This window comes from Variovorax sp. 350MFTsu5.1 (genome assembly GCF_048302515.1).
Taxonomy (GTDB): Bacteria; Pseudomonadota; Gammaproteobacteria; order Burkholderiales; family Burkholderiaceae_C; genus Variovorax; species Variovorax guangxiensis.
Genome location: NZ_CP157620.1, coordinates 3,229,642 through 3,253,947, shown reverse-complemented (window position 1 = coordinate 3,253,947; position 24,306 = coordinate 3,229,642). Strand labels below are relative to the sequence as shown.

At 68.1% G+C, this 24,306-nt stretch carries 20 protein-coding genes; 17 read left to right on the top strand and 3 right to left on the bottom strand.

Features of this window, described 5'->3' with window-relative positions:
• Nucleotides 1-32: 32 nt before the first annotated feature.
• From ABL843_RS14745 to ABL843_RS14730, 4 genes are all read left to right on the top strand, one after another.
• Complete coding sequence (locus ABL843_RS14745; protein ID WP_418120326.1) at nt 33-974, top strand: CysB family HTH-type transcriptional regulator; 942 nt, start codon at nt 33-35, stop codon at nt 972-974.
• A 160-nt stretch (nt 975-1,134) separates the two neighbouring features.
• Entirely contained in the window at nt 1,135-2,301 is a 1,167-nt protein-coding gene (locus ABL843_RS14740) for a pyridoxal phosphate-dependent aminotransferase (protein ID WP_369658225.1), read from the top strand.
• 32 nt (nt 2,302-2,333) lie between these two features.
• Nucleotides 2,334-2,789, top strand: coding sequence for a DUF3592 domain-containing protein (locus tag ABL843_RS14735; protein ID WP_418120325.1), 456 nt, complete (start codon nt 2,334-2,336; stop codon nt 2,787-2,789).
• A 99-nt stretch (nt 2,790-2,888) separates the two neighbouring features.
• Nucleotides 2,889-3,047 (top strand): DUF3309 family protein, encoded by a 159-nt coding sequence (locus ABL843_RS14730; RefSeq protein ID WP_126019481.1) that lies wholly within the window; start codon nt 2,889-2,891, stop codon nt 3,045-3,047.
• Nucleotides 3,048-3,121: 74 nt separating this feature from the next.
• On the opposite strand, the gene hrpA is transcribed toward ABL843_RS14730, so the two are convergent.
• Complete coding sequence (gene hrpA / locus ABL843_RS14725) at nt 3,122-6,907, bottom strand: ATP-dependent RNA helicase HrpA (protein WP_418120471.1); 3,786 nt, start codon at nt 6,905-6,907, stop codon at nt 3,122-3,124.
• Nucleotides 6,908-7,379: 472 nt separating this feature from the next.
• On the opposite strand from hrpA, the gene ABL843_RS14720 reads away from it, so the two are divergent.
• The 10 genes from ABL843_RS14720 to ABL843_RS14675 all read left to right on the top strand — a co-directional run bounded on the left by ABL843_RS14720 (nt 7,380) and on the right by ABL843_RS14675 (nt 19,746).
• On the top strand, nt 7,380-9,377 hold the full coding sequence (locus ABL843_RS14720; RefSeq protein WP_418120324.1) for an AAA family ATPase: 1,998 nt from the start codon (nt 7,380-7,382) through the stop codon (nt 9,375-9,377).
• 79 nt (nt 9,378-9,456) lie between these two features.
• Nucleotides 9,457-10,803, top strand: coding sequence for an amino-acid N-acetyltransferase (gene argA, locus ABL843_RS14715; RefSeq protein WP_126019475.1), 1,347 nt, complete (start codon nt 9,457-9,459; stop codon nt 10,801-10,803).
• A gap of 36 nt (nt 10,804-10,839) precedes the next feature.
• Complete coding sequence (locus tag ABL843_RS14710) at nt 10,840-11,478, top strand: LysE family translocator (protein WP_418120323.1); 639 nt, start codon at nt 10,840-10,842, stop codon at nt 11,476-11,478.
• A 71-nt stretch (nt 11,479-11,549) separates the two neighbouring features.
• Nucleotides 11,550-12,770, top strand: a complete 1,221-nt coding sequence (gene dapC / locus ABL843_RS14705; protein WP_418120322.1) for a succinyldiaminopimelate transaminase — start codon at nt 11,550-11,552, stop codon at nt 12,768-12,770.
• 46 nt (nt 12,771-12,816) lie between these two features.
• Nucleotides 12,817-13,650, top strand: coding sequence for a 2,3,4,5-tetrahydropyridine-2,6-dicarboxylate N-succinyltransferase (gene dapD / locus ABL843_RS14700; RefSeq protein WP_184638149.1), 834 nt, complete (start codon nt 12,817-12,819; stop codon nt 13,648-13,650).
• A gap of 84 nt (nt 13,651-13,734) precedes the next feature.
• Nucleotides 13,735-14,883 (top strand): PilT/PilU family type 4a pilus ATPase, encoded by a 1,149-nt coding sequence (locus tag ABL843_RS14695; protein ID WP_418120321.1) that lies wholly within the window; start codon nt 13,735-13,737, stop codon nt 14,881-14,883.
• A gap of 122 nt (nt 14,884-15,005) precedes the next feature.
• Nucleotides 15,006-16,187 carry a succinyl-diaminopimelate desuccinylase gene (gene dapE / locus ABL843_RS14690; RefSeq protein WP_184638151.1) on the top strand — a complete coding sequence of 394 codons (1,182 nt, stop codon included), beginning with the start codon at nt 15,006-15,008 and terminating at the stop codon, nt 16,185-16,187.
• Complete coding sequence (prmB, locus tag ABL843_RS14685; RefSeq protein WP_418120320.1) at nt 16,184-17,065, top strand: 50S ribosomal protein L3 N(5)-glutamine methyltransferase; 882 nt, start codon at nt 16,184-16,186, stop codon at nt 17,063-17,065. The genes dapE and prmB overlap by 4 nt, the downstream gene beginning before the upstream one ends.
• Before the next feature lie 155 nt (nt 17,066-17,220).
• Entirely contained in the window at nt 17,221-19,200 is a 1,980-nt protein-coding gene (locus tag ABL843_RS14680) for an ABC-F family ATP-binding cassette domain-containing protein (RefSeq protein WP_418120319.1), read from the top strand.
• A 42-nt stretch (nt 19,201-19,242) separates the two neighbouring features.
• Nucleotides 19,243-19,746 (top strand): hypothetical protein, encoded by a 504-nt coding sequence (locus tag ABL843_RS14675; protein WP_126019457.1) that lies wholly within the window; start codon nt 19,243-19,245, stop codon nt 19,744-19,746.
• Here the strand turns inward: ABL843_RS14675 and ABL843_RS14670 are convergent.
• Nucleotides 19,697-19,933, bottom strand: coding sequence for a hypothetical protein (locus ABL843_RS14670; protein ID WP_126019454.1), 237 nt, complete (start codon nt 19,931-19,933; stop codon nt 19,697-19,699). The two genes, ABL843_RS14675 and ABL843_RS14670, sit on opposite strands and share 50 nt — an antisense overlap.
• Before the next feature lie 13 nt (nt 19,934-19,946).
• Nucleotides 19,947-20,186, bottom strand: coding sequence for an XRE family transcriptional regulator (locus ABL843_RS14665; protein WP_126019452.1), 240 nt, complete (start codon nt 20,184-20,186; stop codon nt 19,947-19,949).
• A gap of 69 nt (nt 20,187-20,255) precedes the next feature.
• Here ABL843_RS14665 and ABL843_RS14660 point away from each other — a divergent pair, with 69 nt between their 5' ends.
• The 3 genes from ABL843_RS14660 (at nt 20,256) to ABL843_RS14650 (ending at nt 24,302) form a co-directional block, all read left to right on the top strand.
• Entirely contained in the window at nt 20,256-20,972 is a 717-nt protein-coding gene (locus tag ABL843_RS14660) for a helix-turn-helix domain-containing protein (RefSeq protein ID WP_126019449.1), read from the top strand.
• A gap of 487 nt (nt 20,973-21,459) precedes the next feature.
• Nucleotides 21,460-23,088, top strand: a complete 1,629-nt coding sequence (locus ABL843_RS14655) for an efflux transporter outer membrane subunit (RefSeq protein ID WP_418120318.1) — start codon at nt 21,460-21,462, stop codon at nt 23,086-23,088.
• A gap of 53 nt (nt 23,089-23,141) precedes the next feature.
• Nucleotides 23,142-24,302, top strand: coding sequence for an efflux RND transporter periplasmic adaptor subunit (locus ABL843_RS14650; protein WP_418120317.1), 1,161 nt, complete (start codon nt 23,142-23,144; stop codon nt 24,300-24,302).
• Nucleotides 24,303-24,306 lie beyond the last annotated feature (4 nt).

Below are 24,306 nucleotides of genomic sequence, written 5' to 3'. Positions count from 1 at the left end.
ATAATGAATTCCGCAATAAGACGGAATTTGATATGAATCTGCATCAGTTCAAGTTTGTTCAGGAAGCCGTGCGGCGCAACCTGAACCTCACCGAGGCGGCCAAGGCACTGCACACCTCGCAGCCCGGGGTCTCCAAGGCCATCATCGAACTCGAGGAAGAACTGGGCGTCGAGATCTTCGCGCGCCACGGCAAGCGGCTGAAGCGCGTCACCGAACCCGGCCAGCACGTCATCGCCAGCATCGAACTGATCATGCGCGAGGTGGGCAACCTCAAGCGCATCGGCGAGCAGTTCAGCGCACAGGACAGCGGCACGCTTTCCATCGCCACCACCCACACCCAGGCGCGCTACGTGCTGCCGGTGCCCGTGGCCAACCTGCGCGAGGCCTACCCCAAGGTCAACGTCAGCCTGCACCAGGGCTCGCCCGACCAGGTGGCGCGCATGGTGATCGACGAAATCGCCGAGATCGGCATCGCCACCGAGTCGCTCGACGGCTACGCCGAGCTGGTGACCCTGCCCTGCTACGAATGGCAGCACGTGCTGGTGCTGCCCAAGGACCACCTGCTGGCCTCCAAGGAGCGCGTCTCGCTCGAAGACCTGGCGAGCGAGCCGATCATCACCTACCACCCCTCGTTCACCGGCCGCACCCGCATCGACCACGCCTTCGCGCAGAAGAAGCTCACCCCGCGCATCGCACTCGAGGCCATCGACTCCGACGTGATCAAGACCTACGTGCGCCTGGGGCTGGGCGTGGGCATCGTGGCCGAGATGGCGGTGCGCGACGAGTCGAACGCCGACCTCGTGGTGCGCCCGATGGGCCATGTGTTCGGCCAGAATATCGCGCGGGTCGCGTTCAAGCGCAGCGCCTACCTGCGCAACTTCGTGTTCAAGTTCGCCGAGCTGCTCTCCGACCGGCTCGACCGCAACCTGATCGCGAAGGCCTTGAGTGGCCACCAACAAGACTACGAACTGTAAACAGGATCACCCCCAGGCTTCGCGCACTTCGTGTCGCTTCGCCAACCCCCTTGCAGGGGCAACACCTGCGGCCCGGCAAAGCCGGTTCCGCGGCGTTCCTGGAAGGGGCCGCGACGAGCAAGTGGCATGTGGAACAACAGTTGAAGAAATCACGAACATCATGAGCACGTCCCCACGCACGCCCGACATCGTCACCAAGCTGCCGGCCGTCGGCACAACCATCTTCACCGTGATGTCGGCGCTGGCCGCGGAGAAGAACGCGGTCAACCTGGGCCAGGGCTTCCCGGACTTCCACTGCGATCCGAAGCTGCTCGAAGACGTGACGGCCGCCATGGCCGCGGGCCACAACCAGTACCCGCCGATGCCCGGCATCCCGGCGCTGCGCGACGCCATCTCGGCCAAGATCGCGGCGCAGTACGGCCACACCTACAGCGCGGCGACCGAGATCACCGTCACCGCCGGCGCCACGCAGGCCATCATCACGGCCATCCTCGCCGTGGTGCGCCCGGGCGATGAGGTGATCGTGCTGGAGCCCTGCTACGACAGCTACGTTCCGAACATCGAGCTCGCCGGCGGCAGCGTGGTGCGCGTGCCGCTGGTGCCCGGCACCTTCCGCCCCGACTTCGACAGGATCGCCGCCGCGCTCACGCCGCGCACGCGGGCCATCATCATCAACACGCCGCACAACCCGAGCGCCACGGTCTGGACCGAAGCCGAGATGCGCAAGCTGGAGGAACTGCTCGCGCCCACCGACGTGTTCGTGATCAGCGACGAGGTCTATGAGCACATGGTGTTCGACGGTGCCCGCCACGAGAGCGTGGCGCGCTTTCCGGGGCTGGCCGCACGCAGCTTCATCGTCAGCAGCTTCGGCAAGACCTATCACGTCACGGGCTGGAAGGTCGGCTACGTGGCCGCGCCCGCCCCGCTCATGGCCGAGTTCCGCAAGGTGCACCAGTTCAACGTGTTCACCGTCAACACGCCGATGCAGCACGCGCTCGCGCAGTACATGGCCGAGCCGAAGCCGTACCTGGAACTGCCGGCCTTCTACCAGCGCAAGCGCGACCTGTTCGCCGCCGGCCTGGCCGAGAAGACCCGCTTCAGGCTGCTGCGCAGCGAAGGCAGCTACTTCCAGTGCGTGGACATCTCGGCAGTGAGCGACCTCTCGGAGGCCGAGTTCTGCCTGTGGCTCACGCGCGAGATCGGCGTGGCCGCCATTCCGCTGTCGGCTTTCTACGGCAATGGCTTCGACCAGCGCGTGGTGCGCTTCTGCTTCGCCAAGAAGGACGAAACGCTGCTCGCGGCGCTGGAGCGCCTCGCGCGCCTCTGACGCGGCGGCGTTGCCCGGACGACGCTGCCCGAATGAAGAACAACCCGGTTGCGATCCTGAGGCTCGTTTTCGGTGCGGTCGGCCTCGTGCTGTGCGCCGTCGCCTGGCTGCTGCACCACAACACGGCAACCTTCATCGCCTCGGCCAGCCGCACGCAGGGCGAGGTGATGCGGCTGCTCCACGTCGAAAGCTCGAAGCGCAACGAGTCGGGCACCTGGAAGCCGCTGGTGCGCTTCAAGGCACCGTCGGGCGAGATCATCGAGTTCGCGCCGTCGAGCAGCAGCAGCCCGCCGGCCTACGAGGTCGGCGAAACGGTCGATGTGTTCTTCGATCCGAACGACCCGCAGGACGCCATGCTCGACGGCTTCTTTTCGCTATGGGGCGGCGCGGCCATCACGGGCGGCCTGGGCCTTGTTTTCCTGCTGGTGACGGCGGGGCTTCTGTTCATGCCTGCGAGCGCGCCGGCAAAGCGCCGACGCCCACGGTAGGACGTTGCCTGACCACCGGAGGGGCTACCCTCCGGCCCTCCGCGCGATTCGATGGGGCCAGCATGAAGACTCATCGCAACAACGCCCTGGAGAGAAAACATGTCGCTCTCATTCATTCTGCTGATCATCCTGATCCTGCTGCTGATCGGCGCCCTGCCAAGCTGGGGCTACAGCCGCTCCTGGGGCTACGGACCCAGCGGCGGCCTTGGCCTGGTCGTGCTGATCGTGGTGATCCTCGTGCTCATGGGACGCATATAGCCTTTGCGGCCAACGCGTCACGTTACTGAGGGAACCAAGGGAAAGCCCGCGCAAGCGGGCTTTTCTTCGTGCCATCAGGCCTGCAGCTGCGCCCAGGCCTTGTCCAGCCGCTTCACGCTCACCGGCTGCGGCGTGCGCAGCTCCTGCGCGAAGAAGCTCACGCGCAGCTCTTCCAGCAGCCAGCGGAATTCGAGCATGCGCTCGTCCACCACCCCCTTGCGCTCTGCGACCAGGCGCCAGTAGCGCTGATCCTGCGGCTTCAGCTCGGCGAGCTTGCTCGCGTCGCGTGCGGGATCGGCGCGCAGCTTGTCCAGCCGCAGCACGATGGCCTTCAGGTAGCGCGCGAAGTGCTGCAGCTGCGTCCAAGGCGTGTCGGAGATGAAGCGCTTGCCGACAAGGCGCTGCAGCTGCTGCGCGGCGTCCTGCACGGCTTCAGGCTGGACCTTCGTGTCCTTGATCTTGCGCACGGCAGCCGCGTACTCGACGAGGACGGTGCCGGCCAGCCGCGCGACCTCGTTGGCGATCAGCGTGAGCCGGCCGCGGCCCTCCTCCAGCCGGCGCTTGAACGCGAATTCGTCGGTCGGCAGCGGCTCCTGCAGGAAGGCGCGGTCGATCGCCACGTCGATGATCTGCGCGCGCAGTTCCTCCGACGTGCCCAGCGGCATGTAGGCCACCGACATCTTCTGCAGGTCGGGGATGTTCTTTTCCAGGTACTTGAGCGCGTCCTTGAGCTGCAGCGCGAACAGGCGGCGCAGGCCGGCGCGATGCTTGGCGGCCGCCACGGCCGGTTCGTCGAACACTTCGATGGTCACCGCGTCGCCCTCGTCGCGCAGCGCCGGGAAGCCGATCAGCGACTGCGAGCCGCGGCGCACTTCCATCAGTTCAGGCAGCCCGCCGAAAGTCCAGGCCGTGTAACGCTGGCCGGCGGGCAGCGCGGCGGGGGCCTCGGCCGCCTTCGCGGGAGGTGTCTTCGACCGGTCGTCCGGCGCGGCGGCGGCTGCCTTCTTCTGCGGCGACGCCTTGACGTTCAACCCCGCCAGCGCCTGGAAGGCACCGCGCGCCTGCGCGCCCAGCTCCGCCTTCAACGCGCCGAGGTTGCGCCCCATGCCCAGCTGCCGGCCGTGCTCGTCGACCACGCGCAGGTTCATGAACAGGTGCGGCGCCAGCATGTCGAGCTTGAAGTCGGCGCGCTTGACGTCAATGCTGGTCATGTCGCGCACGCGCTTGAGCAGCACGTCGGTCAGCGAGCCGGTGCCGAACACTTCGGGCGCCGACAGTTCTTCAGCCAGCTTCGAGGCCGACTCGGGCAGCGGCACCAGCCGCGAGCGCGGGCGCTGCGGCAGGCTCTTGAGCAGCGCCTGGATCTTGTCCTTGAGCATGCCGGTCACCAGCCACTCGCAACGCTCCTCGCTCACCTGGTTGAGCACGAAGAGCGGCACGCTGACGGTGAGGCCGTCCTTCGCGTCGCCAGGCTCGTGCAGATAAGTCGCGGCGCAATCGACGCCGCCCAGCCGCAGCGTAGGCGGGAATGATTGCGTGGTGATACCCGCCGCCTGGTGGCGCATGAGCTCGTCGCGCGTCAGGTACAGCAGGCGCGGCTGGTCCTTGGAAGCCTGGCGGTACCAGTTCTCGAAGCTGGCGCCACCGGCCACGTCGGCGGGCAGCTGCGCGTCGTAGAAGGCGAAGATCAGCTCGTCGTCGACCAGCACGTCCTGCCGGCGCGACTTGTGCTCCAGCCCCTCGACCTCGCGCACCAGCTTGCGGTTGGCCTGCAGGAACGGGAACCTGGTTTCCCACTGGCCGCCCACCAGCGCCTCGCGGATGAAGATCTCGCGCGCCGCCACCGGATCGACCCGGGTGAAGTCGACGCGCCGGCCGCTGTAGACCACCAGGCCGTAGAGCGTCGCGCGCTCCAGCGCCGACACCTGCGCGCCCTTCTTCTCCCAGTGCGGATCGAGCAGCTGCTTCTTCAGCAGGTGCCCCGCCACCTGTTCGAGCCACTGCGGCTCGATGTTGGCGATGCCGCGGCCGAAGAGCCGCGTGGTCTCGACCAGTTCGGCCGCGACGATCCAGCGCCCGGGCTTCTTCTTCAGGTGAGCGCCGGGGTGCTTGTGGAACTTGATGCCCCGCGCGCCGAGGTAGGCCTCGTCGTCCTCCAGCTTCCAGCCGATGTTGCCCAGCAGCCCCGACAGCATCGACATGTGCAGCGCCTCGTAGCCGGCCGGCTGCGCATTGATGCGCCACTTGTGCTCGGTGACCACGGTGAGTAGCTGCGAATGGATGTCGCGCCACTCGCGCACGCGGCGGATGTTGATGAAGTTCTGGCGCAGCAGCTGTTCGTATTGCCGGTTGCTGAGCTTGTGGGTGTCTCCATGCCCCCCGCGAGCATCGGCGATCCACTTCCACAACCGCAGGTAGCCGCTGAACTCGCTCTTCTCGTCGTCGAATTTCGCATGTGCCTGGTCGGCCTGCTGCTGCGCGTCCATCGGGCGGTCGCGCACGTCCTGCACGCTCAGGGCCGACGCGATGACGAGCACTTCTTCCAGCGCCCCACGCGAGCGGGCCTCCAGGATCATGCGGCCCACGCGCGGGTCCAGCGGCAGCTTCGACAGCTCGGCGCCGGTGTGCGTGAGTTCGTTGGCGTCGTCGACCGCGCCCAGTTCGTTGAGCAGCTGGTAGCCGTCCGCAATGGCGCGCGGCGACGGCGCCTCGAGGAACGGAAAGCGCGCCACGTCGCCCAGGCGCAGCGACTTCATCCGCAGTATCACGCCTGCCAGCGAGGAGCGCAGGATTTCAGGGTCGGTGAAGCGCGGACGGCCTTCGAAATCCTTCTCGTCGTACAGGCGAATGCAGATGCCGTTCGCCACGCGGCCGCAGCGGCCCGCGCGCTGGTTGGCCGCGGCCTGGCTGATCGGCTCGACCAGCAGCTGCTCGACCTTGCTGCGGAAGCTGTAGCGCTTGACGCGCGCGGTGCCGGTGTCGATCACGTAGCGGATGCCCGGCACGGTGAGCGAAGTCTCGGCCACGTTGGTGGCCAGCACGATGCGCCGGCCCGTGTGGCCGTCGAAGATGCGGTCCTGCTCGGGGCCCGAGAGCCGCGCGAACAGCGGCAGCACCTCGGCGCTGCGCAGCAGCGGCTGGTGGCTCAGGTGGCGGCGCAAGTGGTCGGCCGCCTCACGGATCTCGCGCTCGCCGGGCAGGAAGACGAGGATGTCGCCCGCGTTGTGCGGATCGCGCCAGAGTTCGTCGACCGCGTCGGCGATGGCGTCGTTCAGGTCGTGTTCGCGCGATTCCTCGAAGGGGCGGTAGCGCTGCTCCACCGGATAGGTGCGGCCCGAGACGAAGATGGTGGGCGCCGGCCCCTTCGCCGAGGCGAAGTGCTGGGCAAAGCGATCTGCATCGATGGTGGCCGAGGTGACGATCACCTTCAGGTCGGGCCGGCGCGGCAGGATCTCGCGCAGGTAGCCCAGCAGGAAGTCGATGTTCAGCGAGCGCTCGTGAGCCTCGTCGATGATGAGCGTGTCGTAGGCCTTCAGCAGCGGATCGGTCTGCGTCTCGGCCAGCAGGATGCCGTCGGTCATCAGCTTGACGGAGGCGTCGCGCGAGAGGCGGTCCTGGAAGCGCACCTTGAAGCCGACCACGTCGCCCAGCGGTGTCTTCAGTTCTTCGGCGATGCGCTTGGCCACCGAACTCGCGGCGATGCGGCGCGGCTGCGTGTGGCCGATGAGCCGGCCCTTGCCGGGCTCGGCGTTGAGCTTGCCGCGGCCCAGCGCGAGGGCGATCTTCGGCAGTTGCGTGGTCTTGCCCGAGCCCGTCTCGCCGCAGACGATCACGACCTGGTGCGCCGAGATGGCGGCCATGATCTCGTCGCGCCTGCTGGAGACAGGAAGCGATTCGGGGAATTCGATGCGAAGGGGTGTGGTGGTCGGCAAGGGAAAACAGTCGTCGGGCCGGCGCGGCAGGCAAACCGTCGATTATCGGCGCGCACCACCGTTGTTGCACGGCATCCACAGCCGCAGTCCGATTGCAGCAAGATCGCGACACGATCCGTAAATAGTCTTTACTCGATTGCAAACCGCCACTACGATCGCGTCCATGTCCTACCGCCTTGCCCTCACCACCTTGCGCCGTCGCTGCGCAAGCCGTGCGCCCCGTGCGCACGGAAGGGTCAAGTTGCCTCGCCCGGCCTGAAGCCCGCGCCATCGACACGGTCGGCGCGCTTCGCAGACCGAAGCGCCGCAACCGACACCCACAGCGTCACGCCCGCCGACTCCTTCATGGTGAAGGGGCCGGCCGCATTCCTGTTCCCGTCAGATATCCAAGAAGAAAAACATGTCCAAAGACATCCGTACCCAACTGCATGCCGAGCTCGCCGAGCGCACTCGCCACCTGCAGACCGTCGCCGAAGCACTGAAGACCGAGCTCTTCGGCATCGACGACATCATCGATCGCGTGATCGACTCGATCCGCGCCTGGTATGTGCTGCCGCAGCTCATCAGCCGCCCCGTCATCGTCTGCCTCTGGGGCCTCACCGGCACCGGCAAGACACAGCTGGTGCGCAGGCTCGCGCAGCACCTGGGCTTCTACGACCGCTTCATCGAAGTGCAGATGGACGGCTTCAGCCATGGCTCGGGCCATCACAGCCGCGGCTCCATCTCGGCGATGCTGGCCGAGTCGGGCATCGCCGAGGGCATGCCCGGCATCCTGGTGCTGGACGAGTTCCAGCGCTTCCGCACGGTCGACAACGGCGGCAACGACGCCAAGGTAGAGCGCTACCAGGACGTATGGGCGCTGCTGTCCGACGGCCGCCTGCCGCCCGCGCTTTCGATGCTCGGCGAGATCGAGTCGTCGCTGGCCTACGCCGAATACACGCAGGACCGCGACGGCACCGACAAGAAGAAGTACGACAAGAAGCGCAAGCTGCACCTGTCGCCCTGGGAGGCGCGCGAGGTGAAGCGCTGCCTGAAGCTGTCGGAAACGCTGCTGCAGATCATGGCCTGGAAGCCCGCCGAGGTGCACGCGCGCCTGCGCGCCTTCCGCGACACCCAGCAGAGCTGGGAGACCGACTACAGCAAGCTGCTGGTGTTCGTCTCGGGCAACCTCGACGAGATGTATGCCGAGACGGCGCAGCGCGTCGAAGACTGCGACACCGACGCCGACATCTTCCACGCCCTGACGAAGAAGCTCTCCGTCATCGACGTGAAGAAGGCGCTGGCCGAGCGCTTCCGCCCCGAGCAGATCGCACGCCTCGGCAACAACCACGTGATCTACCCCTCGTTCAACCGCGCGACCTACGTGCGCCTGATCCTGTCGATCTGCGACCGCTACGTGGCCGAGATCCAGGAAAGCTCCGGCGTGCGCTTCGTGCTCGATGCCAGCGTGTACGAGCAGATCTACGCCAACGCCGTGTTCCCGGCGCAGGGCACGCGACCGCTGTTCTCGTCGATCCACGCGATCCTGAGCGCCACGCTGGTCAACGCCGCACTGTGGGCGCTGGAGCAAGGCGCCAACGGCAGCGAGCCGGTATGGCTCTCGCTGGACGCGGGCGTGTCGGCCATCTCGGCGAAGTACCGCAAGGCGCGCCGCCAGTTTCCGGTGGCACTGGAGCTGAACCGCCTCAAGCAGCGTTCGAGCGAGGACTTCCGCGCCCTCCTCGCGGTGCACGAGGCCGGCCACGGCGTGGCGTACGGCCTGCTCTTCGGCCGCGCGCCGCAGGAGATCAAGATCAACGTGGCCTCGTTCGAGGGCGGCTACAACAGCTACGAGCAGCGCAAGGCCTGGTCGAAGGAGAACCTGCGCGACCGCATCTGCGTGAGCCTGGCCGGCCGCGCCGCCGAGCAGCTGGTGTTCGGCGAGCAGGCCTGCACCTCGGGCGCCACGCAGGACTTCATGCAGGCGACCGCCAATGCGGCGCAGTACGTGCGCCACTTCGCCTTCGGCACGCGGCTGAGCCGCACCGACGTCGCGAACGACCCGGGCGACAACGTCAACACCGATATCGCGGCCACCAACCCGGAGATCGAAGCCCTGCTGGCGCAGGAACACGAGCGCGCGCTGGCGCTGCTGGAGGCCCACACGCCGGCGCTGATGACGGTGGTCGATGCGCTGCTGCGCGACGGCTCCATCGCGCCGGCAGCGCTGGCGGCAATGCTGGGGCTGCCCGATCCGGGCTCGGGCGAGGCCAACGCGGCCACCGACGCCTACGCGGCGCTGCTGGCGGGCTTCCGTGCCCGGCACGGGGGACTGCCGCTGCCGCCGCCTCCCGCGCCTCGCGCAGGCGGCGGCTCGGTCCCCGCCAGCGCGGCCCGCGTGCTGCGCGCGATCGCCTGATTCGCCTGACCCGGCCCGGGTCGGGCCGAGTCGGGCGGAGTCAGGCAAATGCCCTTTCATGAATGCACAATCACGCCCCATGTCCACCGTCTTCAATTTCACCTTCGTGCCCTGGTTCCGCTCGGTCGCGCCCTACATTCACACGCACCGCGGTAAGACTTTCGTGGTCGGGCTCGCGGGCGAGGCGATCGCGGCGGGCAAGCTGCAGAACATCGCGCAAGACCTGGCGCTGATCCAGAGCATGGGCGTGAAGATCGTGCTGGTGCACGGCTTCCGCCCGCAGGTCAACGAGCAGCTGGCGGCCAAGGGGCACGAGGCGAAGTATTCGCACGGCATCCGCATCACCGACGAAGTGGCGCTCGACTCCGCGCAGGAAGCCGCCGGCCAGCTGCGCTACGAGATCGAGGCCGCCTTCAGCCAGGGCCTGCCCAACACGCCGATGGCGGGCTCGACGGTGCGGGTGATCTCGGGCAACTTCATCACCGCGCGGCCGGTGGGCGTGGTCGACGGGGTGGACTTCAAGCATTCGGGCCTGGTGCGCAAGGTGGACGCCGCCGGCATCCGCCGCACGCTCGACTTCGGCGCCATGGTGCTCATGTCGCCCTTCGGCTTCTCGCCCACGGGCGAGGCCTTCAACCTGACGATGGAAGAAGTCGCCACCAGCGTGGCCATTTCGCTGCAGGCCGACAAGCTGATCTTCCTGACCGAGATTCCCGGCATCCGCATCGACAGCGAACTGCCCGAGAGCGAGGACAACCCCATCGACACCGAGCTGCCGCTGGACGCCGCCGAGAAGCTGCTGGCCTCGCTGCCGCCGCCGCAGAAGCCCACCGACACCGCCTTCTACCTGCAGCACTGCGTGAAGGCCTGCAAGGCCGGCGTGGAGCGCAACCACATCCTGCCCTTCGCCCTCGACGGCTCGCTGCTGCTGGAGGTGTACGTGCACGACGGCGTGGGCACGATGGTGATCGACGAGAAGCTCGAGAGCCTGCGCGAGGCCTCGGTGGACGACATCGGCGGCATCCTGCAGCTGATCGAGCCCTTCGAGCGCGACGGCACGCTGGTCAAGCGCGACCGCACCGAGATCGAGCGCGACATCCACCAGTACACGGTGGTCGAGCACGACGGCGTGATCTTCGGCTGCGCGGCGCTCTATCCCTATCCCGAGGCGCGCACGGCCGAGATGGCGGCGCTCACGGTGTCGCCGCAATCGCAGTCGCAGGGCGACGGCGAACGCATCCTCAAGCACATCGAGCATCGCGCCAAGGCCATCGGCCTGGAGAGCATCTTCGTGCTCACCACGCGCACCATGCACTGGTTCCTCAAGCGCGGCTTCCAGCAGGTCAACCCCGACTGGCTGCCCGAAGCGCGCAAGCGCAAGTACAACTGGGACCGCAAGAGCCAGGTGCTGGTCAAGAAGATCTAGCCCCGGCCGCCAAAGCTCAACAAGGAGACTGCCCCGATGACGCTCGCCACCGCCCTGCTCTTCGCGATCGTGGCCTTCGCCGCCATCGCCACGCCCGGGCCCACGGTGCTGCTGGCGCTCAGCAACGGCTCGCGCCACGGCGTGCGGCGTGCGCTGCCGGGGATGCTCGGTGCGGTGCTGTCCGATTTCGTGCTGGTTGGCGCGGTGGCGCTGGGCCTGGGCGCCCTGCTGGCCGCGTCGGAGTTCTGGTTCTCGATGCTGAAATGGGTGGGCGCGATCTACCTGGCCTGGCTGGGCCTGCGCATGCTGCGCTCCAGGGGCGGCTTCCACCTGCCGGCCGCCGACGCAGCGCCCTCGGCCACGGCGGGCGAGAGCCGGCGCATTTTCTTCAAGTCGTTCCTGGTGGCGGTGACCAACCCCAAGGGCTACATCTTCTGCTCGGCGCTCCTGCCGCAGTTCATCGACCCCTCGGCCGCGCAGGCGCCGCAGTACATCGTCATTGCGCTGATCTTCGCCGGCCTGGACATGGCGGTGATGCAGGCCTATGCCTTCGTCGGCGCCCGGGCGATCCGGCTCTTGACCGTGTCGGCCACGCGCTGGATCGACCGCGCCTGCGGCGGCATGCTGCTGGCCCTGGCCGGCTCGCTGGCGTTCTATCGCCGCAGCGCCGCCTGAGCCTTGCTGCCGGCCGCCGCGAGTAGCCGCTTCGCCGGGAGCGGTAACACCTGTCACCGATAATCCCGGCCATGAATCCCCTGCTTTCCCGGTTGCAACCCTACCCCTTCGAGCGGCTGAAGCAGCTGTTCGCGGGCGTCACGCCCAACCCCGAGTTCACGGCCATCAGCCTGGGCATCGGCGAACCCAAGCACGCCACGCCGGGCTTCATCAAGGACGCGTTGAGCGCCAGCCTCGGCGCGCTGGCCGCCTACCCCGCCACCGCCGGCGACCTGAAGCTGCGCACCGCCTTCACCGACTGGCTCAAGACCCGCTACAGCCTCACCCTCGACCCGGCCACGCAGGTGCTGCCGGTCAACGGCTCGCGCGAGGCGCTGTTCTCGCTGGCCCAGACGGTGGTCGACCCGACGGCCTCGCCGCAGCCGGTGGTGATGTCGCCGAATCCGTTCTATCAAATTTATGAAGGCGCGGCCCTGCTGGCCGGCGCCGAGCCGTACTACGTGCCCAGCGTGCCGGAGCGCAACTTCGCGGTCGACTGGGACAGCGTGCCCGAGGAAGTCTGGGGCCGCACCCAGCTGGTGTTCGTCTGCTCGCCGGGCAACCCCACGGGCGCGGTGATGGCGCTGGACGAGTGGAAGAAGCTCTTCGCGCTCTCCGACCGCCACGGCTTCGTGATCGCCGCCGACGAGTGCTACAGCGAGATCTACTTCCGCGACGAGCCCCCGCTCAGCGGCCTCGAGGCCTCGGTCAAGCTCGGCCGGCCCGACTTCCGCAACCTGATCGCGCTGACCTCGCTGTCCAAGCGCAGCAACGTGCCCGGCCTGCGCAGCGGCTTCGTGGCGGGCGACGCGGCCATCATCAAGAAATTCCTGCTCTACCGCACCTACCACGGCAGCGCCATGAGCGGCACCGTAGCCGCCGCCAGCATCGCGGCCTGGGGCGACGAGTCGCACGTGGTCGACAACCGCGCCCAGTACCGCGCCAAGTTCGCCGCTGTCACCCCGCTGCTGGAGCCGGTGCTCGACGTGCGCCTGCCCGACGCCAGTTTCTACCTGTGGGCCGGCGTGCCCGAAGTGTGGGCTGGCGACGACGAAGCCTTCGCCCGGGCGCTTTACGCTCAATACAATGTGACGGTTCTGCCGGGGAGCTATCTGGCGCGCCAGACCACCTACGGCGCGCACAGCGTCAACCCCGGCCGGGGCCGCATCCGCATGGCGCTTGTGGCCGAAACGGCCGAATGCGTGGAGGCCGCACAGCGCATCGTGCGCTTCTGCAAGGAAGCCCGCCGCTGATCCACCTCTCCTGGCCCCTGCTCCCATTTTTCACCCGAGACCCTCCATGACCCAGCAACTGCAACAAATCATCGACGCCGCGTGGGAAGACCGCGCCAACATCTCGGTCGCCTCGTCGCCGGCCGAAGTGCGCGACGCCGTCGAGCACGTCATCACCGAACTCAACAACGGCAAGCTGCGCGTGGCCACCCGCGAAGGCGTGGGCAAGTGGACCGTGCACCAGTGGGTCAAGAAGGCCGTGCTGCTGTCGTTCCGCCTGAAGGACAACGAGCAGATGCAGGCCGGCTCGCTCGGCTTCTACGACAAGGTGCCCACCAAGTTCTCGCACCTGTCGGCCAACGAGCTGAAGGACTCCGGCGTTCGCATCGTGCCGCCGGCCGTGGCCCGCCGCGGCAGCTTCATCGCCAAGGGCGCGATCCTGATGCCCTCGTACGTGAACATCGGCGCCTACGTGGGCGAAGGCTCCATGGTCGACACCTGGGCCACCGTGGGCTCGTGCGCGCAGGTCGGCGCCAACGTGCACCTGTCGGGCGGCGTGGGCCTGGGCGGCGTGCTGGAGCCGCTGCAGGCCAACCCGACCATCATCGAGGACAACTGCTTCATCGGCGCGCGCTCCGAAGTCGTGGAGGGCGTGATCGTCGAAGAGAACTCCGTGCTGGGCATGGGCGTGTACATCGGCCAGAGCACCCCGATCTTCAACCGCGACACCGGCGAGATCTCCTACGGCCGCGTGCCGTCGGGCAGCGTGGTCATCAGCGGCAACCTGCCCAAGAAGACCAAGTCGGGCCAGGACTACAGCACCTACGCCGCGATCATCGTGAAGACGGTCGACGCGCAGACCCGCTCGAAGACCAGCCTGAACGACCTGCTGCGCGACTGATCGCCTCCCGCTGGCCCCTCCTTTGCGGGGCCGGTCTTCTTCAGAGCCCCAGAGAAAACAAACAGCACCCGAGGAGAGAGACCGATGAACATGATGGAACGGCTTCTTCGTCTGATGGCCGAACGCAAGGCCTCCGACATATATCTCTCGGCCCACTCGCCGGTGCTGATCCGCATCAACGGCATCTGCTTGCCGGTCAACGCGCAGGTGCTGCCGCCCACGGCGCCGCTGGCACTGCTGTCCGAGGTGGTGCCCGCCGGGCGCATCCAGGAGCTGGAGAGCACGGGCGAGCTGAACATGGCGGTGCACATCGAGGGCGCCGGCAACTACCGCATCAGCGCCATGCGCCAGCGCGGCACCTACGCGGTGGTGGTGCGGCACATCGCCTCCACCATTCCCAGCTTCGACGAGCTGAACCTGCCCGACATCCTGAAGACGCTCATCATGGAAAAGCGCGGGCTGATCCTGATGGTCGGCGCCACCGGCGCGGGCAAGACCACCACGCTGGCCTCGATGCTGGACTACCGCAACGAGCACGCCAGCGGCCACATCCTCACGGTCGAGGAGCCGATCGAGTTCACCTACATCAACAAGAAGTCGGTGGTGAACCAGCGCGACGTGGGCAGCGACACCACCTCGCTGCAGACGGCGCTGAAGAACGCGCTGCGCCAGGCGCCCGACGTGATCCAGATCGGCGAGATCCGCGACCGCGACACCATGTCCGCCGCCATCGCCTACGCGCAGTCGGGCCACCTCTGCGTGGCCACGCTGCATGCCAACAACAGCTACCGCGCGCTGAACCGCATCCTGAGCTTCTACCCCGTCGAGGTGCGCCCCACGCTGCTGGGCGACCTGGGCGGCGCGCTGCGCGCCATCGTGTCGCAGCGCCTGCTGCGCACGCCGACCGGCGGCCGCGTGCCGGCGCTCGAAGTCATGCTCAACACCGCGCTGGTGGCCGAGCTGATCGAGAAGGGCGACTTCTCCGGCGTGAAGGAGGCGATGGAAAAGTCGATGGCCGAAGGCTCGCAGACCTTCGAGGAAGACATCGCCCGCCTCATCGTCGAAGAGCGCATCACCCGCGAAGAGGGCCTGTCGCAGGCCGACTCGCCCACCAACCTCATGTGGCGCCTGCAGAACCGCGCGGCGCCCAAGCAGCAGGTCGACGACCGCCACCTCACGGACCAGGTCGACGAACCCACTTTCACCGACATCACGCTAGACGTCAAATTCTGACTCTCCCCCAGGCTGCGCGCACTTCGTGTCGCTTCGCCACCCCCTCGCAGGGGGCAACACCAGCGGCCCGGCAAAGCCGGTTCCGCGGTGTTCCTGGAAGAGTCACCCTCCATTCCTGTGCCATGTCCCGAACTCTCCAGCTCGCCGAACAACTCATCTCGCGCCCTTCCGTCACCCCCGACGACGCGGGCTGCCAGCAGATCCTCGGCGAGCGGCTGGCGCGGCTGGGCTTCACGCTGGAGACCATCGAGAGCGGCCCGGCCGACTTCCGGGTGACCAACCTGTGGGCGGTGCGCCGTCCCGCGAACGCCCAGGCCGCCACGAAGACGCTGGTGTTCGCCGGCCACACCGACGTGGTGCCCACCGGTCCCGTCGAGCAGTGGACCAGCCACCCCTTCACGCCCACGCACCGCGACGGCAAGCTCTACGGCCGCGGCGCCTGCGACATGAAGACCTCGGTCGCGGCCTTCGTGACCTCCATCGAAGACTTCTTGCAGGCCGTGCCCGAGCCGCGGCTCACGCTGGCCCTGTTGCTCACCAGCGATGAGGAAGGCCCCGGCGTCGACGGCACCGTCGTGGTCTGCAACGCGCTGGCCGCGCGAGGCGAGACCATCGACTACTGCATCGTCGGCGAGCCCACGGCCGTGGAGCGCTGCGGCGACATGATCAAGAACGGCCGCCGCGGCACCATGAGCGGCAAGCTCACGGTCAGGGGCGTGCAGGGCCACATCGCCTATCCGCACCTGGCGAAGAACCCGGTGCATGCGGTCGCGCCCGCGCTGGCCGAGCTGGTGGCCATCAACGCCGCCGGCGGCTGGGACGCGGCGAGCAACCCGTACTTCCAGCCGACCAGCTGGCAGATCAGCAACTTCCACGCGGGCACCGGCGCGAGCAACGTGATCCCGGGCAGCGCGGTGATCGACTTCAACTTCCGCTTCTCGACCGAATCCACGCCCGAGTCGCTGCAGCAGCGCGTGCACGCCGTGCTCGATGCGCACCAGGTCGACTACACCCTGGCCTGGACCATCGGCGGCCTGCCCTTCCTGACCACGCCGGGTGAGCTGGTGGAGGCGGTGCAGGGCGCCATCCGCGAGGAAACGGGCATCGAGACCGAGCTTTCGACCAGCGGCGGCACCAGCGACGCGCGCTTCATCGCCAAGATCTGCAGGCAAGTGGTCGAGCTCGGCCCGGTGAACGCCAGCATCCACAAGATCGACGAGCACATCGAAGTGGCCGAGATCGAGACGCTGAAGAACATCTACCTGCGCGCCCTGAAGCGGCTGGACGCCGCGCTCGCCGGATGAGCACCGTCATCGAACTCATCGAGTCGGGCGCGAAGCGGCTGGAAGAAGCCGGCGCCGCCTTCGGCCATGGAACCGCCAACGCCTTCGACGAAGCAGCGTGGCTGGTGCTGTGGCGCCTGAAGCTGCCGCTGGACGACCTCGACGGCGTGGCCGACAGGCCCGTGTCGCCCGCCGATGCGGGCAAGGTGGCAGCGCTCATCGACGAGCGCATTTCCACGCGCAAGCCCGCCGCCTACCTCACGAAGGAAGCCTGGCTGCAGGGCGTGCCCTTCTACGTGGACGAGCGCGCCATCGTGCCGCGCAGCTTCATCGCCGAGCTGATCGCCGACGGAACCATCGACTACTGGCTGGGCGAACACACGCAGCGCGTGCTCGACCTGTGCACCGGCAACGGCTCCCTTGCCGTGCTGGCCGCGCTCACCTACCCGGAAGTGACGGTGGACGCGGGCGACCTGTCGGTGCAGGCGCTCGAAGTGGCGGCCATCAACGTCACCCGCCACGAGCTGGACTCGCGCGTGAGGCTGGTTGAATCCGACGGATTGAAGAACCTGCCCGGCCCCTACGACCTGGTGCTGTGCAACCCGCCCTACGTGAACAGCGCCAGCATGGCCGCCCTGCCCGCCGAATATCGCGCCGAGCCCGAGCTGGCGCTGGCCGGCGGCACCGACGGCATGGATTTCGTGCGCCAGCTGTTCGCCGATGCGCCCTCGCGCATGAGCGAGCGCGCAGTGCTGGTGCTGGAGATCGGCAACGAGCGCGAATACTTCGAGGCGGCATTTCCTCAGCTCGAAGTCTTCTGGCTCGAAACCTCGGCGGGCGAAGACCAGGTTCTGCTTGTGACGCGGGATGCCCTGGTGGCCGGCGCCGGCGTCCGTTAGCTGCGCCCGCCGCGCCCCCTTCAGCCGCCTTCTCGCAGCCATTGGCTGCGAAACCCCATTCACCGGGCGATCGATACCGATTTCCCCGTGCCTTTGCCCCTTTTTCCGGGGCTCCGGAGGCCGGGCGGGATAATCGCCCCTACGGTTCCTCTTTCATGATCACTCTCAAGAACGTCATTCTTCGCCGCAGCGCCAAGGTCCTGCTCGACGGCGCCACGGTCACCCTCAACCCCGGCGAGAAGGTCGGGCTGGTGGGCCGCAACGGCGCCGGCAAGTCGACCCTTTTCGCCCTGCTCAACGGCACGCTGCACGAAGACGGCGGCGATTTCTCCATTCCCAAGCAGTGGCGCATGGCCCAGGTGGCGCAGAACATGCCCGAGACCGAGGAGTCGGCCACCGACTTCGTGGTTGGCGGCGACACCCGCCTGACCGAGCTGCGCGAGCAGCTGGCCGCCATCGAGGCCGCCTACGCCGAGAACCCCGACGACGCCGACATCGGCATGGAGCTTGCCCACGCCTACACCGACCTGGCCGACGCCGGCGAGCACGACGCCGTGCCGCGCGCGCAGGCGCTCATCCTGGGCCTGGGCTTCAAGACGCATGAGCTCGACGCGCCGGTCAACAGCTTCTCCGGCGGCTGGCGCATGCGCCTGCAGCTGGCTCGCGCGCTGATGTGCCCGAGCGACCTGCTGCTGCTGGACGAACCCACCAACCACCTGGACCTGGACGCGCTGGTCTGGCTCGAAGCCTGGCTGCAGAAGTACCCGGGCACCATGATCGTCATCAGCCACGACCGCGAGTTCCTCGACGCCGTGACCGACGTCACCCTGCACATCGCCAACGCCCAGCTCACGCGCTACGGCGGCAACTACAGCAAGTTCGAGGACATGCGCGCGCTGCAGATGGAGCAGCAGCAGCAGGCCTTCGCCAAACAGCAGGAAAAGATCGCCCACCTGCAGAAGTTCATCGACCGCTTCAAAGCCAAGGCCAGCAAGGCCAAGCAGGCGCAGAGCCGGGTCAAGGCGCTGGAGCGCATGGAACGCGTGGCGCCGCTCCTGGCCGAAGCCGACTTCAGCTTCGAGTTCAAGGAGCCGGGCAACATCCCGAACCCGATGCTGTCGATCAGCAACGCGAGCTTCGGCTACGTCGTGGAAGACGCCGAGCCCAAGACCATCCTGCGCGGCGTCAACCGCTCGGTGCTGGCGGGCCAGCGCATCGGCATCCTGGGCGCCAACGGCCAGGGCAAGTCGACGCTGGTGAAGACCATCGCGCGCGAGATGGGGGCGCTGGCGGGCCAGGTCACCGAGGGCAAGGGACTGAACATCGGCTACTTCGCGCAGCAGGAACTCGACGTGCTGCACCCCGGGAGCAACCCGCTGGAGCACATGGTGCGCCTGGCGCGCGAGCTCGGCGGCAACGCCAGGGAGCCCTCGGGCGAACAGGCGCTGCGCGGCTACCTGGGCAGTTTCAATTTCAGCGGCGACATGGTCAAGCAGCCCGTGGGCACCATGAGCGGCGGCGAAAAAGCCCGCCTCGTGCTCGCGATGATGGTGTGGCAGCGCCCCAACCTGCTGCTGCTCGACGAGCCGACGAACCACCTGGACCTCGCCACCCGCGAGGCGCTGGCCGTGGCGCTCAACGAATTCGAGGGCACGCTGATGCTGGTGAGCCACGACCGCGCGCTTCTGCGCTCGGTGTGCGACGAGTTCTGGCTGGTGGGCCGCGGCGTGGTCGGCGACTTCGAAGGCGACCTCGACGACTACCAGCGCTACCTGCTCGACGAGTCCAAGCGCCTGCGCGAGGAAGCCAAGGTGGCGGTGCGCGAGGCCGAAGCCGCCGCGGCACCGGCCGCCGCAGCCACGCCCGCGCCCCAGCAGCGCAAGCAGGATGCCCAGGATCGCCAGCAGCGCAGCGACCAGGCCAAGCCGATCAAGCGCGAGATCGCCCAGATCGACGAGCGCCTGGCCAAGGCCGCCACCGAGCGCGCGGAACTCGAAGCTCGGCTGGCCCAGCCGCTGCCCTCCGCCGAGATCGCCGAAGCCGGCAAGCGGCTGAAGGCGCTCAACGACGAAATCGGCCGCCTCGAGGAGCGCTGGCTGGCCCTTTCGGACCAGCTGGAAGCCCTGGCGGCCTGAACCGCAAGGCCACGCAGGCAGGAAGAAGGAAGGAGCCGCCGGATGCCGTCAGCCATCGAACTGGCCCGGGGCGATGAGAAGCTCATCGCCGCCGTCCACCGCAGCCGCCGCCTCATCAGCCGCAAGGCGCTGATGGCGGCGGCGGCCAGCGCGGTTCCCCTGCCCGGCCTGGACTGGATGGCCGACGCCGCGTTGCTCTCGCGGCTGGTGCCGCAGATCAGCGCCGAGTTCGGCCTTTCGGTCACGCAGGTCGAGAAGCTCGCGCCGCACCAGCGCGAGCGCATCCAGAAGGCCGCGACCACGGTGGGCGCGCTGCTGGTCGGCAGGCTGGTCACGCGCGACCTGCTGCTGCGCCTCGCCAGGCACGCGGGCGTGCGCCTCACGGCCAAGCAGGCAACCAAGTACGTGCCCATCGCCGGGCAGGTGGTGTCGGCCGCGCTCGGCTACGCGGCGCTGCGCGCCCTCGGCGAACAGCACATCAAGGACTGCGTCCGGGTCAGTACCACCCTCGCTCTCGCGCCGCCCGAACCGCACGCGAGCGCCTGAGCGCCTCGCCGTCGAAGAGCACCTGCGCCGCCCACGCCGCGCAGACCAGCCCGAAGCAGCCGCCGCCCGCAAAGGCCGGGCGCGCCGCGATCAGCCCGAAGGCAAGCCCCGCGAGGGACAGCAGCGCCAGCAGCACGCAAAGCGTGCGGTCGAGCCACAGGCCCGACGGCCATAGTTGACGGCGCATCGCGCGCTCATCGCTACGGCTGCTTTTTCTTCTCGGGCTGGCGGAAAGCCTCCGGCCCGGGCTTGAGCGCTTCCTCCTTCACCCGCTGCTCGTAGGCGGCCACCAGCGCGACGTAGTGGCGCGACATCACGTCGGCCACCCGGCCCAGGCCGATCTTGGAGACCGTCGGCTGGGGAATTCCCGTTCTCTCTTCGATCTGCTTCTGCGTGAGGCCCATGGCCCTCAGCGCCAGAACCAACTCCCGTGGCTTCATTCTTTCCTCCCTTTTCTTACTATTCTAGAGTTTGAGAAGAATATTCGTTTGGGCTTAAATCCCCACTCGATGGACAGCATTGCCAAACGCGCCCTTGCCGCGCGCAAATTCGCCAAGATGACGCAGAAGCAGGCCGAAGCGGTCTCGGGCGTCAAGCAATCCAGCATTTCCAAGATCGAACGAGGCGACGTCACCCGCTCCATGAGCGTGCTGGCCCTGGCGCGCGCCTACCGTGCCGATCCGAACTGGCTGGACACCGGCGACGGCCCCGCCCCGTGGGACGAAGACCAGCTCCGCCAGGCCCGCGACCGGGTCAGCGAGCCGCTCGGCCCCTATCGGGTGACGCACACGCCGCCGTCCATTCCCAGCTTCAACCCGCGCACGCCGGGCACGGTGCCGCTCATCTCCTGGGCCGACGCAGCCAACTGGGACAGCCACGAGATCTCGCAGCAGCCGCACGCCGAGCGCTGGATTCCCTGCATCGCCCACCACAGCCTCCAGAGCTATGCGCTGCGCGTTCGCGGCGACAGCATGACCTCCACCAGCGGCCTGCTGAAGAGCTACCCGCCAGGCTCCATCGTGTTCGTCGATACCGCGCTGAGAAAGCCCGACGACGGCGAACGCGTCATCGCGAAGCTCGATGACAGCGACGAGGTCACCTTCAAGGTGTTCAAGCAGGACGACGGCCGCCGCTGGCTGCTGCCGCTGAACCCGAAGCACGAGCCGGTACGCACGTCCTTCACCGTGCTGGGCACCGTTGTCGGCAAGTGGGAAGACGAAGACTGAGCGAGGACCGATCGCGAGCGCGATTGACGCTTCCGGCGAAGAATGAGCCGGAAATTAGCGTGGAACAGGATTCCGTCGAGGTCAGGTTGCGTGCAGGTTCGGAAGCGATATTCATGGCTCTCCCTGTGGCCTGCATCCTCTGATCCTCCCTCCTCCAGCAGGTCACCTTCGAGCCCGCCTTCGTGCGGGCTTTTTTTTGTCTGGATGTTGCTCGCCCCCAGGCTGCGCGGCACTGCGTGCCGCTTCGCCACCCCCTACCGGGGGCAACACCTGAGGCCCGGCAAAGCCGGTTCCTCGGTGTTCCTGGCATAGGGGCAGCGGTGAGGCTTGCGCCGCGTCTCGGGGTGGTGCGTTTGGCGCCTTGCCCGTACATTTCGCGCCGTGCAGATCCTGTTTCGTCGCAACGGCCTCGCAACGCGGGGCGACGGCTACGAGACTTCGGGAAAGTCAGGCAGCCCGGGCGTTCCGGGTGTACAACCGCTGCCCCATGCAATATCAAGAAAACAATGCGTTGGAGGATCACCCCGGTTCGTCGTTGCGCGCTGCGCCTGCGCGCTCGCGGCCGGGGTGGCCCGTTCAGGGTGCCGTGCTCGGCGTCGTCCTGCTGCTGGTGGGCGGCTGCGCGGTCGGGCCGGATTTCAAGACGCCCGATCTTCCCGCCGCCGCCAGCGGTGCCGACTACACCCCCGCGCCGATGCCGGCGCGCACCGCGAAGTCCGACGTGCCGGCCGGACAGGCCCAGGAACTGCTGCCGGGCCGTGACATCCCGGCCCAGTGGTGGGAGGTGTTCCGCTCCGAGCAGCTCGACCGGCTGATCCGCGCCTCGCTCGAACAGAGCCCCACGCTGGCGTCTGCGCAGGCCGCGCTGCGGCAGGCCGAAGCCACCTATGACGCGAAGTCGGGCAACCTGCTGTGGCCGCAGATCACGGCGCAACTGGGCGCGCAGCGCGAGCGGGCCTCCGAGGTCAGCACGCAGGTGCCGGGCGGCCAGCTGCTCACGCTGTACAACGCATCGGTCAACGTCAGCTACAACCTCGACGTGTTCGGCGGCTCGCGCCGGCAGATCGAGGGCGCGCAGGCCGCCGTGGAAGCGCAGCGCTACCAGGTCGAGGCGACCTACCTCACGCTCACGTCGAACCTGGTCACCACCGCGATCCGCGAAGCCGCGCTGCGCGGCCAGCTGCAGGCCACGCGCGAGGTGCTGCAGGCACAGCGCGAGCAACTGGGCGTGATCGAAAAGCAGTTCGACACCGGCGCGATCCCGAAATCGATCGTGCTGCAGCAGCGCACGCAGGTCGCGCAGACGCAGGCGGCGATCCCGCCGCTGGAGAAGTCGCTCGCGCAGACGCGCCACCAACTCGCGGTGTTCGCGGGCCGCCTGCCGTCAGAGCAGGGCCTGCCCGAATTCGATCTCTCCAGCCTCTCGCTGCCGCAGGAGCTGCCGCTGTCGCTGCCCTCCGAGCTCGCGCGCCAGCGGCCCGACGTGCGTGCCAGCGAGGCGCAGCTGCACCAGGCCAGCGCGGCGGTCGGCGTGGCCGCGGCGAACCTCTATCCGCAGATACAGCTGAGCGCCAGCTACGGCAACACCTCGCTGCGCGCGCGCGACCTGTTCACCGGGCCGACCACGCTGTGGAACATCGGCGCCGGGCTCACGCAGCCGATCTTCAACGGCGGCGCCCTGCGCGCGCAGCAGCGCGCGGCCGTCGCGGCCTACGAGTCGGCGGCGGCGCAGTACCGCAACACGGTGCTCGGCGCCTTCCAGAACGTGGCCGATGCACTGCGCGCGCTCGAACTCGACGCCGCCGCGCTGCAGACCCAGGCCACGGCCGAATCGCTCGCCAGGCAATCGCTCGACCTGTCGACCGCGCAGTTTCGCGCCGGCGCGGTGAGCTACGTGACGCTGCTGACCGCGCAGCAGGCCTGGCTGCAGACGCACACCGCGCTGGTGCAGGCGCAGGCCGCGCGCTATGCCGACACGGCCGCCCTCTTCCAGGCGCTGGGGGGCGGCTGGTGGAACCGCGGTGCGCTCGCCAATGCGGCCATCGCGCCCGGACAGCCGGCGCAATCGGCGCAATCGGCTCAACAGGCTTCCCAGGCAGCAGCGCCGCAGAACTGAGCGGCCCCGAACACTCCAAAAACTCCAAGAAAAGCCAATTTATGACCCGAAGAATGATCATCATGATCGGCTGCGTACTGCTGCTGGTCGCCGTGCTCGCGTTCGGCAAGTTCATGCAGATCCGCGCGCTGATTGCGGCCGTGCCCAAGCCGGCGCCGCAGACGGTGTCGACGGCCGAAGTGCAGAAGCTGCAGTGGCAGTCGCAGTTCACCGCGGTCGGCACGCTGAACCCGGTGCGAGGCGCCGACCTGAGCACCGAAGTGGCCGGGCTGGTGCGCACGGTGCATTTCAAGTCGGGCCAGGACGTGAAGGCCGGCACCCTGCTGATCGAGCTCAACGCCGATTCCGACATCGCCCTGCTGCACTCGGCCGAGGCCGCCGCAGCGCAGGCCGCCACCGTGCTCAAGCGCGACCAGGCGCAGCTCGCGGTGCAGGCGGTGAGCCAGGCGCAGATCGACGCCGACACCAACGACCTGAAGGCCAAGCGCGCGCAGGTCGAGCAGCAGGCCGCGGTGGTGGCGAAGAAGTCGATCCGCGCGCCCTTCTCGGGCCGCCTGGGCATCACCACGCTGAACCCCGGCCAGTACGTGAACGCGGGCGACAAGCTCGTCACGCTGCAGACGCTGGACCCGATCTACGTCGACTTCGCCCTGCCCCAGCAGCAACTCGCGGGGCTGGCGGTGGGCCAGGTGGTGAACCTGACGGTGGACACCTTTCCGGGCCAGGCCTTCAGCGGCAAGATCAACGCGATCAGCCCGAAGGTGGACGCCGCCACGCGCAACGTGCAGGTGGAGGCCACCGTCTCCAACCCGAAGCAGCAACTGCTGCCCGGCATGTTCGCCAACGTGAAGATCGACGTGGGCGGCGTGCAGGAGCAGCTCACGCTGCCGTCCACCGCCGTGACCTACAACCCGTACGGCTCGACCGTGTACGTGGTGAAGGAGGCCGAGCCGCCCAAGGCAGGATCCGCTGGCGCCGCGGGTGCTCCCGCCCAGCCCGCCAATCCGCCGGGCGCGAAGCAACTCGTCGCGCAGCAGGTTTTCATCGAGACCGGTCCGACGCGCGGCGACCAGATCGCCATCGTCAAGGGCCTCACGGCCGGCCAGGTGGTGGTGAGCAGCGGCCAGAACAAGCTGAAGAACGGCACGCCGGTGGTGGTGGACAACAGCGTCCAGCCCGCCAACAACCCGGCGCCGACGCCGCAGGAAAAGTGAGGTC

Bases quoted from the DNA above. Each gene is read 5' to 3' on its own strand.
- hrpA (WP_418120471.1), bottom strand. From the start codon at position 6,907: ATGGCCGCCATCTCGGCGCACCAGGTCGTGATCGTCTGCGGCGAGACG.
- ABL843_RS14745 (WP_418120326.1), top strand. From the start codon at position 33: ATGAATCTGCATCAGTTCAAGTTTGTTCAGGAAGCCGTGCGGCGCAAC.
- ABL843_RS14660 (WP_126019449.1), top strand. From the start codon at position 20,256: ATGGACAGCATTGCCAAACGCGCCCTTGCCGCGCGCAAATTCGCCAAG.
- prmB (WP_418120320.1), top strand. From the start codon at position 16,184: ATGAGCACCGTCATCGAACTCATCGAGTCGGGCGCGAAGCGGCTGGAA.
- ABL843_RS14650 (WP_418120317.1), top strand. From the start codon at position 23,142: ATGATCATCATGATCGGCTGCGTACTGCTGCTGGTCGCCGTGCTCGCG.
- ABL843_RS14680 (WP_418120319.1), top strand. From the start codon at position 17,221: ATGATCACTCTCAAGAACGTCATTCTTCGCCGCAGCGCCAAGGTCCTG.
- dapE (WP_184638151.1), top strand. From the start codon at position 15,006: ATGTCCCGAACTCTCCAGCTCGCCGAACAACTCATCTCGCGCCCTTCC.
- ABL843_RS14710 (WP_418120323.1), top strand. From the start codon at position 10,840: ATGACGCTCGCCACCGCCCTGCTCTTCGCGATCGTGGCCTTCGCCGCC.
- ABL843_RS14740 (WP_369658225.1), top strand. From the start codon at position 1,135: ATGAGCACGTCCCCACGCACGCCCGACATCGTCACCAAGCTGCCGGCC.
- ABL843_RS14730 (WP_126019481.1), top strand. From the start codon at position 2,889: ATGTCGCTCTCATTCATTCTGCTGATCATCCTGATCCTGCTGCTGATC.
- dapD (WP_184638149.1), top strand. From the start codon at position 12,817: ATGACCCAGCAACTGCAACAAATCATCGACGCCGCGTGGGAAGACCGC.
- ABL843_RS14695 (WP_418120321.1), top strand. From the start codon at position 13,735: ATGAACATGATGGAACGGCTTCTTCGTCTGATGGCCGAACGCAAGGCC.
- ABL843_RS14735 (WP_418120325.1), top strand. From the start codon at position 2,334: ATGAAGAACAACCCGGTTGCGATCCTGAGGCTCGTTTTCGGTGCGGTC.
- ABL843_RS14675 (WP_126019457.1), top strand. From the start codon at position 19,243: ATGCCGTCAGCCATCGAACTGGCCCGGGGCGATGAGAAGCTCATCGCC.
- ABL843_RS14670 (WP_126019454.1), bottom strand. From the start codon at position 19,933: ATGCGCCGTCAACTATGGCCGTCGGGCCTGTGGCTCGACCGCACGCTT.
- ABL843_RS14655 (WP_418120318.1), top strand. From the start codon at position 21,460: ATGCAATATCAAGAAAACAATGCGTTGGAGGATCACCCCGGTTCGTCG.
- argA (WP_126019475.1), top strand. From the start codon at position 9,457: ATGTCCACCGTCTTCAATTTCACCTTCGTGCCCTGGTTCCGCTCGGTC.
- ABL843_RS14665 (WP_126019452.1), bottom strand. From the start codon at position 20,186: ATGAAGCCACGGGAGTTGGTTCTGGCGCTGAGGGCCATGGGCCTCACG.
- dapC (WP_418120322.1), top strand. From the start codon at position 11,550: ATGAATCCCCTGCTTTCCCGGTTGCAACCCTACCCCTTCGAGCGGCTG.
- ABL843_RS14720 (WP_418120324.1), top strand. From the start codon at position 7,380: ATGTCCAAAGACATCCGTACCCAACTGCATGCCGAGCTCGCCGAGCGC.